The following is a 9,585-nucleotide window of genomic DNA, read 5'->3' as shown; positions in this document are numbered from 1 at the left end:
GTCAAGGACTCTGACCGCACCGTGGTTTATCTAAATGCCACGGTAGCAGAAGACGGAGACGGGGATAACATTACACAGAATATCCAGGATAGCAAGTTATACGAGGCAAACAAAGACAGCGTGCGGCAGGAGATCGCAGAGTTTACAGAGCAGTTTTACGCAGCACAGGACGCAAGGGCAACAGACACAGCAGAACAGCAGTAAGAGGCCATAGGGCCTTTTTATTTTGCAAAAAGAAAGGAAAGTGAGGTAAATGAAGAAGATGGGAAACAACATTATTGACACATACAACGCAGTGACAGGAGCAGCAGTGGCAGTATTGAGCTACATCTTGGGAGAACACTGGATTTTGTTTGTAGCATTTCTAGCACTCAATGCAGTAGATTGGCTGACAGGGTGGATGAAAAGCCGTATGGCTGGAAAGGAGAACTCCGTAGTAGGTTGGAAAGGGGTACTCAAAAAACTTGGCTACTGGCTGATGATTATGGTTGCATTCGGGGCCAGCGCAGTCTTTGTAGAAATCGGTCGTGTGATCGGTGTCGACCTTGGAATTACAACCCTGCTTGGATGGTTCGTCTTGGCATCGCTGCTGGTAAACGAGATCCGGTCTATTGTAGAGAACTTTGTAGAGGCTGGTTTTAATGTTCCGGCAATCCTTATTAAAGGGCTTGAGGTTGCAGATAAAATGGTAAATAAAGATCAGGAATCAGAGGGCGAGTAATCGTCCTCTTTTCTTTTAGAAAGGAGAAGCACATGGCATTAAAATTTAAAAAGAATTTTGCACATAAAAGCAACTACGGCGGCAAAAGAAGCACAAAGGATATAGATTATATCGTAATACATTACACCGGGAACAGCGGAGATACGGCTTTAAACAACTGTAAATACTTCCAGGGCGCATCCAGGGGAGCATCTGCACACTATTTTGTCGATGGCGGAAAGCATATCTATAAGTCTGTAGCAGTAAACCGGGTGGCCTGGTCCGTGGGTGGGTGTTATTCCACGTCCGGGGCAGCGGGAAATTATTACAAAAAATGCACGAACGCAAACAGCTTATCTGTAGAGATGTGCAACAGTGCTGGGAAGGTGGCTGGGAACGTTCGTGATCAGACGATCGAATTAGTAAAATTCTTAATGAAGAAATATGGAGTTCCTGCCAGCAGAGTGATCCGACATTGGGACGTGAACGGGAAGGATTGCCCTGCGCCTTGGATCGGAGCAAATAATGCGGAATGGAAAGCATTTAAAAAGGCGATCGGCGGCAAGGTCGCAGCAGCAAAGCAGCCGTATAAAGTCGTAAAGAAAAACTCCTCTAAAAATGCGATTCGCTGGATGCAGGCAAAACTAAACGACCTTACATCCGGTGCAGACATTGCGGTAGACGGAGAATGGGGACCAGCAACACAAAAGAAATTAGAACAATACTGGAAACAGCTTGGATGGAAGAAAGGCAGCTACGCAGGGAAGAAGACCTGCACGGCACTGTATAAGAATCGTAAGAAGTAGAATAGGCATCTGGAATACTCCGGTATGCTTATTTTTTTATCTGTCCAATGAAATCACATACTAATATAGAACAATAAACAGAAAGTAATAATCAACAGAAAGGATTGATACGATGTTAGTTGAAGTAAAAAGAATTGATAAGAAAGAGATATCAGTAGTTAGTAGCTTGGATGTTGCAGATACTTTTTAGAAAAATCACCGTGATGTTATGGAATCCATCAGGAATATTGGAAACAGTATTAGTACAGCGGAATTTTCCGCTCTATTCTACTTAGATTCCTATAAGGCATCCAATGGAAAAAACAATCCAATGTACCTTATGAATAGAGATGGTTTCACTTTGCTTGTGATGGGATACACCGGAGAAAAGGCAATGAAGTTTAAACTGGCGTACATTAAGCAGTTCAACGCTATGGAAAGCACTCTGCAAGGGAAACGGATAGAACGTGAGAAAGGTATTGCGGTTCGGCAGTCTCTTACAAAAGCTTTGCAGCAGTCAACAGAGAATGAGAGGATGCACGGTCATGCTTACTCTACCTACACAAACTGTATTTACAAGGTGCTATTCGGGATGAATGCAAAACAGCTCCGTGAAAAGTATAATGTAGATAAAAAAGATAATCTTAGGGATTACTTTTCAGAAGAGGATCTAAGAACGGTACAATCAATGGAATGTCTTGTAAGTGGACTGGTTGACTGTGGCTGGGGATATGACCAGATTAAGGAGTTTATACAGCAGAACAACAGTGCAAGGATTGCAGCATAACCGCAGGAAAGGCCGGGAGAAATCCCGGTCTTTTTTTGTGCCCTGAAATGATGTATAATAAGCAGAAGAAAAGCCTCGGAGCGATCCGGGGCTTTTTTAGTGGCAGAATTAAACGCCGTATGGCATTATCTTATATTTAAGATTCCAATATGGGTCTGCCGTTTATGTTTATTATACCTTTTCTCTTACTCTATTGTCAATTCCACTTGTTTTTCTCGTCTAGCAACAAGTGGCCAAGACATTTCGTAAAATCTCCTGTCCAAGACAAAATATCTTGATGGAATAATGCGCCATGGAAAATAAAGTCTAAAATAAAAGGTGGCTGAACCGGGAATAATTCTATTTTGTCAGGCATGGACGGTTCCGCAATTTTCATCATTTCTGTCCATATTTTTTTTGCTTGTAGTTTGTTACAAGCACCTGCGGTGGCTAATACAACATCACCACCGACTTTGATTGTAGCGATATAACCGCCTGGCTCAGTCGTCAATTCCATCGTTGCCCCATCTAACAATTCGATAGGATTCCATTCATCTGTTCCTTTTATTAAATTTGTCAGATATTCAAATGTCATCAGGATCACGGACATAGAACTTTTATAGATAATGTAAAGGCCCGGCAGGCAGCCGGGCAGTGCATAAAAATAGTCGTAATAATAGCCGTTAGGCCCTCTAAGAAGCGGGTAGTTTGTCGTAAATTTGTCGTGAATGTCCCACAGACCGCATAAAACCGTACTTTAAAGTTTCATAAATAAAAACATTAGATGTATTGAAATTACTACTTGCATGTGCCGCACACTTTCGTTTTTCAGATAAATAAAAACATTAGATGTATTGAAATTATCTTCCGGCGGATATCCGGTCCACTCTGCCATATGATAAATAAAAACATTAGATGTATTGAAATTATATAAAACTTCCATAGTGATCCTTTCTGTGCTAGATAAATAAAAACATTAGATGTATTGAAATTGTTTCTAAGGGCATTGGCTAAAAGATCTCGGGCCAGATAAATAAAAACATTAGATGTATTGAAATATATGACATTTAACTATGCTGTTGATTATGAGATTCGATAAATAAAAACATTAGATGTATTGAAATTCCGCATCCTCCACCACTCTATATGTCCCAGCACTGATAAATAAAAACATTAGATGTATTGAAATCTCACCGACCGATCGGGAACGAAAAATTTAAAATTGATAAATAAAAACATTAGATGTATTGAAATTGATAGCTGCGGACCTGTTAGTTATCCCAGTAAAAGCGATAAATAAAAACATTAGATGTATTGAAATAAGGTAAATGCATAGGACTCTTCACCTAATTTTCCAGATAAATAAAAACATTAGATGTATTGAAATATCCTTTTTGCCAGATCTTCCAGCTGGCTTACATCGATAAATAAAAACATTAGATGTATTGAAATTTGTGAAGCCGAATAGAACAGGCACACTGTGCTACGATAAATAAAAACATTAGATGTATTGAAATTTTCGTACTCACGTTTCCCATCGTTCACGCACTTTGATAAATAAAAACATTAGATGTATTGAAATGCAAAAAAAATAGGGTGCAAGATTGACGGGAAAAGATAAATAAAAACATTAGATGTATTGAAATTGCTTGTATAGATACCCCTTACGGGTTCCGTGCATGGATTAATAAAAACATTAGATGTATTGAAATTAGCCTCTGCGCCCTGAGACGCTCTTTTGGAACTGGATTAATAAAAACATTAGATGTATTGAAATATTCCTTCCCATCCTTTGTATATTTCAGGGAGAAATGATTAATAAAAACATTAGATGTATTGAAATTCGAGCCAGGGAACGCATTTGGCAGCACAACGAAAGATTAATAAAAACATTAGATGTATTGAAATTCTGCAGTTGCATAAGGATCATCTTTTGCCACATAGATAAACAAAAACATTAGACATACTGAAGTTCTTTTCTATTACATAAATTTTCTACAATTTTATCTTTAAAATATAGGTGAAGAATTTTTTTGGAATTTGTTGAGAAAACAGGATGATTGTAGTAAAATAGTAGATAGAATGGTTAAGGATTTGGGGATTCAGATATAAATATGATGAATAAGAATGTCGTACAGAGATATGGGGACCAATCCGCTTCAAAATGGGATAAGAAAAACAATAGTAAATTCATTAGAATAGCTGACGATAGCTGTTCTTACAAGTGTGCTTTGCATAGATATAATTAGACGGAAGTTGTAAATATACAATTTCTGTCTTTTTTTGTGAATAAGGGGGTTGAGGGGAAGTTCAACAAAATGGGGTATAGTATTTATAACTTGATTTTTAGTAATGTAGAAATGAATTTGCATGAAAAATGTAAATATTAAACAAAAAGGAGAAACAGCTATTACAACAACGCTGAGTATTGATTATGAGATTTCTAGTATTTTATCGAAATGAAACACCTTTACATATGGGAACAGGAACTGAATTAGGGGTTGTTGACCTTCCGATACAAAGAGAAAAGCACACTGGATTTCCTAAGGGAGAGGCATCGAGTATCAAAGGGACTTTTAGAAGTATCAGTGAACATAAAGACTATTTTGGTAAAGAGAGTGATAGTGAATCGGATCAGGGAGAACCAGGAAAGATCTGCTTTACAGACGCCAGGATTCTATTTCTACCTGTAAAAAGTAGTGGAAAAGAGTTATTTGTATGGGTGACCTGTCCATTTGTTTTAAATAGGTTTCTAAATGAGATTGATGGATCTAAAAGGTTTGAGAACCTAACAATAAAGTTCAGAGAATGGGAAGAAACACTTGATGATAATAAAATAATTATGATAGGTAAAAATGAAAATCCAGGAGACAAAAAAATACTGGAAGATTTTGAATTTCAAGTTCAGGAAAATAAGGAATTAAAATTTCCTTCGGATTTTATCGTTTCAGAGAAAGATAAGTATCTAAGAAATAAAATACAAAATGATATTTACATGGTCAGCAATGATATGTTTTCCTATTTTTGTGAATTCAGTACAGAGGTGATTACCCGAATTAAAATTGGAGATAACGGAGTCGTACAGGATGGCGGACTGTTTACAGAAGAATTTTTGCCGGAACAGACTGTACTATATAATTTTGTAGAAGATATGCAGAACTGTGATAAAAATTCTTTTGCTAAGACAATATTGGAGGAACAGGGGGAAGAAATAAAGGAAGCAGAATCAAACATATTCCCTAGAGTCGAGGGAATGATTCAACTTGGCGGAGATACGACAATAGGAAAGGGAATTACTTCTTTCGTGGCGATTAAGACAGAGGAGGGTAAGTAAGTTGAAAACAGAAAAGGAATGTTTGACTTATATAATGGACTGCATGAAAGAATTTAGTAGTTCGGATATGAATCTCCTCAAAAAAATACCATCCTATGTCCATAAATTTGGACTGGATTATACGATGGAGTTTCTGTTTACAAAGAGGTCAGAAAATGATTCTGAGAGACATATTTTCCAGTTCATATACTATTATTTGTTTGGTGAAGGGGGAATGAAAAAAGATCAATGCAAATTTCCTTCTGATAACGAAAGTTATGCTGAGTGTGTAAGAGATACAATGAAATTATGTAAAACTGCAATCTTGATCTCTGTTCATCCTGAAAGCAATAATGCCAATAAAAAATGTAATGACCAACTAAAAGGGAAAGAATACATGACTAGAATTGAGCATACAGAGCAAGAGCTGTTGGATATTCAAAATCCATATCTACATTATTATTTTACCAGTTCCAAAAAAGATTTGATTGTCAGAACTCCTAATATACCTAAAGAGTATATTCATCATAAAAAAAATAAAATACAGTCAATATATTCAAAAGAGAAATGGCATACTTTAAACTTTTCTTTGCAAAGATTTGGAGAAAGCAGAATGCTGATTGGGGCAGGTCAAACAATCAAGAAAGACTTATATTTTCATATGAATTTTTTATATGGTATCCCTGAGCTGCCAGCGACAGCAATCAAAGGAGTCTTTCGTTCCTTTTGTGAACAAGATGGGCACATATCTGAAGCAAAAATCAAAAATTGGTTTGGCGATGAAGACAATGAAGGACAAATTATATTTTTAACGGCTACCCCGGAACAATACACAATCAAAAAGGATATCATTTCTAATCAGTATGGTAATTATTATCAGCAATCACAAACTGGGGAAAAAATGAATTTTCCAACACTAAAAAACCCAAATTTGGTAAATTTCTATGCAGTAGAAATTAAAGATATAACGATACAAATGATAATTGGAAAAGGCAATAGGGATAAAGATGATATAGAAAAAGCATTTCTTGAGTGTATTCAAGTATGTAATTTTGGGGCAAAAGGGGCGGTTGGTTATGGCTATCTTGAAAAAAAGAATTAAGTTAGAATTAATAACGGCTATGGGGACACATGGTGCTAATAATAAGGAATTAGAATTTCGTATTACAGAGTTAAAGTCTGCCATGAGATTTTGGTGGAGAGCTGTACAGTGCTTTGATTCCGCAGAAGAGTTGTATCGTAAAGAATCAGCGTTGTTTGGAAGTTTAGGTAGAAAGGCTCCGGTCAGCATACGTCAATATAAATTTGATAGACTAAAAACAGAACCTGTTAAATTAGGGAAAGGGGGATCTGGAAATTTTTTTAAGGTTGGAGAAACGATTGAAATTGAATTGCTTTCCTATGACTCTAAGAAATTAGATGAATACTTGCAAATTTTAAAACTGACCTCTTATCTTGGAGGAATCGGACAAAGAAGCCGGAAGGGGTATGGAGCATTTAAAATTGTTGAAATTGATGGCGATATTGTACCAATAGAAACAGATATAATAAGTGTACTGATTCAATTAATTTCTGATATAACGGATAAAAAATATATAAAGTACTCATATGAAAAGAAAAATATTGCTCTTAATAGGAAGAATACTCAATATTTATGCTTGAAGAAGATCAACGTTGGAAGAGTAAGAGGAAGGGATAAATTTTTTGATGATTTAAAGAGATGTATTTGCAAGAGGACCAGAACAAAAGAGTACTTATTAAATGTATCTTGTTATTGTGGTGGAAATTCAAAAGTCATACCTGTTGTCAGTGAATTTTGGGTAGATCAATATAATGATTTTGTTGAAAATTATTGTCAAACATACATTAAGCATTTAATAGAGGGGTAATTATGGGAGAAAAGTTACTGTTGGTATCAGTCAGCGGTGTTCAAGAATACATTAGTCGTGCCAAAAAGACTGCAGATCTTTACGGAAGCAGTCAGAGAGTCATTAAGCAGATTTTATGGATTAAAAAAAGAATTCAAAGAGAGTTTGAATCCTGCGAATTATTGCTGGGTGAGGGTGTTGTCGGAGATCCTCCGAATTTTTTTATTGCTAAATTACAGACAGACAAAACTTCTGAAGAAGTAGAAAAACAGATTTTAGATGTATTGATGAAAGAAGGAGAGAGATGTTCAGAAGATCTGCCATGTTTTATTACCGTATGTTCTATGAAAGAGAATTATCAGGAGACATATAAATTTTTGTACCGAAAATTTCAAGCGTATAAAAATAATAGGCTGAACGCATTTTTGCCGAAACAAGAATCTGAAGAACAAGTGACATCCCATATTTGTAGTATTTGTGGAATTCGGTTAGCTGACGCTCTAGTTGATGAAGAGTATTTGTGCAACGAATGCCATAACAAAAGAAAAGAAGGAAAACGCATTGCATTTCCATCAACAGAGAACTTTGGTTCTCTATATTACGCACTAGTACGAATTGATATCGATGATATGGGGATGTACATCTCAGGGGAAAAAGGATGGGAGAGGGATGAGGAATTACATGATTATCAGAAAAAAATAAGTCGGGCAGCAAATGAATTTTTCATAAAAGAGAAAGAATTCATTAACCAAAAGGTGAAAAAAGTAACAGAGAACGAGAACGCTGTGATCTATGCCGGGGGAGATGATATGCTCTTTTTTTGTCCTGTTTTTTGTATAAAGGATATTACAAAGAAGCTGGAGTCAGACTGGATTGCAATGTGTGATTCAGGTATAACATTTTCTAAAAGTATTATAGTTGCACACTGCAAGGAGCCGCTTCGATATGTTCTGAAAAAGTCCAGAGAGAGTATGGAACAAGTAAAACAACATTATAGAAAAGACGGAAAAGGGGGATGCTGTTTCTCTGTTTTATATAGAGGCAGTGGCTCAAGAATGGTTTTTGTAAAAGGCGATAGAATGCAGGATCATTTTTACAGCCTGATTTCCGCGTTATGCAGGCATCAGTTTTCAAGAAGTGTTATTTTTCAAATGGAAGAGGAATTTATGGGCTGGGGAGAAAACTTTGGTGTGGATGAATATACAGATTTAAGATTGATTATGAATAATGAGACAAAAAGGATTGTGGGAAGGAAAAGCGAGGGAAAGAGTTCTGAAGAAAAACAAGAATTAACTGATTTGTTAATTAATCTAAGAACTGATGTTACAAAAGAAGTCAAAGATGGATTTTACATAGACTTTAATGCTTATTTTGATCTGATGCATGTAGCAGAGAAATTAGCATCTTTCAGTGAAAAATAGGAGGAATGGGATGGGGATCATTACATTAAAAATAGAACCGTGGGATACAGCTATGTTTCGGGATGGGACTTTATTGGATAAAAAAACTTCTAATTATGTGGAAAGCAGATTTTTTCCATATCCCTCTGTTTATTATGGTGCAATATGTACGAGTTTGATGGAAAATGGGTATTTGAATGAGGTACATAAAACTCTTTTAGAAAGAAATACGACAACACTGGAAGATGTTTTAAAAGAGAATTTAAAAATCAGACAGATATATTTAGAGATGGAGAATGAAATTTATCTTCCTGCTCCGAGAGATCTTATGGTAAATGAGGATGGTGACATTCGGGATAGTGATTTTCAAAAGGGATTGCTTTATACGAATCCACAGCTTCAAGAAAAAGTTAAACCAGCTTCGGGAAAATATATCAGTTTATATGAATTTATGACTTGCTATGATATATCTGAAAAAGAAGAAATTTATTTAAAAAATCAACAAGAGTTTGCAGGTGAATATCAAAAGACAGGAATAGAATTGGAAGATAATAAGAAGATAGCAAAAAAAGAACATCTATACTTTACAACAATGAGAGATTATACATATAAGAATACTTGCTTTCTTATCGAGGCAGAGATACATGATGAAATATCAAAGGGATTTAGAGCGAATATCTTATTAGGGGGAGAGGCCAGGATGTCCGACGGCAGAATGTGGGAGGTACTAACCGCACGTTATTTTAGTGCCAT

At 36.1% G+C, this 9,585-nt stretch carries 9 protein-coding genes, 1 pseudogene and 1 CRISPR repeat array; of the genes and pseudogenes, 9 read left to right on the top strand and 1 reads right to left on the bottom strand.

Translation table 11 applies throughout. The annotated features are described in order from the left end of the window. From DWV34_RS16995 to DWV34_RS17815, 4 genes and pseudogenes are all read left to right on the top strand, one after another. Positions 1–204, top strand: a 204-nt coding sequence (locus DWV34_RS16995) for a hypothetical protein (RefSeq protein WP_243000966.1), incomplete at its 5' end; no start/stop codon positions are given. Between the two features lie 49 nt (positions 205–253). Continuing rightward, positions 254–721, top strand: coding sequence for a phage holin family protein (locus tag DWV34_RS16990; protein ID WP_199485900.1), 468 nt, complete (start codon positions 254–256; stop codon positions 719–721). A gap of 32 nt (positions 722–753) precedes the next feature. Beyond that, positions 754–1,506, top strand: a complete 753-nt coding sequence (locus DWV34_RS16985) for a peptidoglycan recognition protein family protein (protein ID WP_118476765.1) — start codon at positions 754–756, stop codon at positions 1,504–1,506. A gap of 202 nt (positions 1,507–1,708) precedes the next feature. Then, positions 1,709–2,272 (top strand): annotated as a pseudogene (locus tag DWV34_RS17815) (Rha family transcriptional regulator); the annotation flags it as partial. Between the two features lie 196 nt (positions 2,273–2,468). On the opposite strand, the gene DWV34_RS16975 reads toward DWV34_RS17815, so the two are convergent. Continuing rightward, on the bottom strand, positions 2,469–2,855 hold the full coding sequence (locus DWV34_RS16975) for a hypothetical protein (RefSeq protein ID WP_158565711.1): 387 nt from the start codon (positions 2,853–2,855) through the stop codon (positions 2,469–2,471). 162 nt (positions 2,856–3,017) lie between these two features. Next, positions 3,018–4,224: direct repeats of the CRISPR family, unit length 30 nt; unit sequence GATAAATAAAAACATTAGATGTATTGAAAT. A 461-nt stretch (positions 4,225–4,685) separates the two neighbouring features. Here DWV34_RS16975 and cmr4 point away from each other — a divergent pair. From cmr4 to DWV34_RS16950, 5 genes are all read left to right on the top strand, one after another. Further along, positions 4,686–5,585 (top strand): type III-B CRISPR module RAMP protein Cmr4, encoded by a 900-nt coding sequence (gene cmr4 / locus DWV34_RS16970; RefSeq protein WP_022261314.1) that lies wholly within the window; start codon positions 4,686–4,688, stop codon positions 5,583–5,585. A 1-nt stretch (position 5,586) separates the two neighbouring features. Then, positions 5,587–6,666, top strand: a complete 1,080-nt coding sequence (cmr6, locus tag DWV34_RS16965) for a type III-B CRISPR module RAMP protein Cmr6 (protein ID WP_022261313.1) — start codon at positions 5,587–5,589, stop codon at positions 6,664–6,666. After that, positions 6,641–7,453 carry a type III-B CRISPR module RAMP protein Cmr1 gene (gene cmr1, locus DWV34_RS16960; RefSeq protein ID WP_009290886.1) on the top strand — a complete coding sequence of 271 codons (813 nt, stop codon included), beginning with the start codon at positions 6,641–6,643 and terminating at the stop codon, positions 7,451–7,453. The genes cmr6 and cmr1 overlap by 26 nt, the downstream gene beginning before the upstream one ends. Positions 7,454–7,455: 2 nt before the next feature. Further along, entirely contained in the window at positions 7,456–8,853 is a 1,398-nt protein-coding gene (locus tag DWV34_RS16955; RefSeq protein WP_118476763.1) for a Cas10/Cmr2 second palm domain-containing protein, read from the top strand. 10 nt (positions 8,854–8,863) lie between these two features. Continuing rightward, the coding region (locus DWV34_RS16950) for a type III-B CRISPR module-associated Cmr3 family protein (protein WP_305000029.1) at positions 8,864–9,585 on the top strand (722 nt) is incomplete at its 3' end.

Source organism: Anaerostipes sp. AF04-45 (assembly GCF_003461725.1).
GTDB lineage: Bacteria > Bacillota > Clostridia > Lachnospirales > Lachnospiraceae > Anaerostipes > Anaerostipes caccae.
The sequence above is the reverse complement of the archived record's forward strand: the minus strand, read 5'-3'. Positions and strand labels throughout refer to the sequence as shown.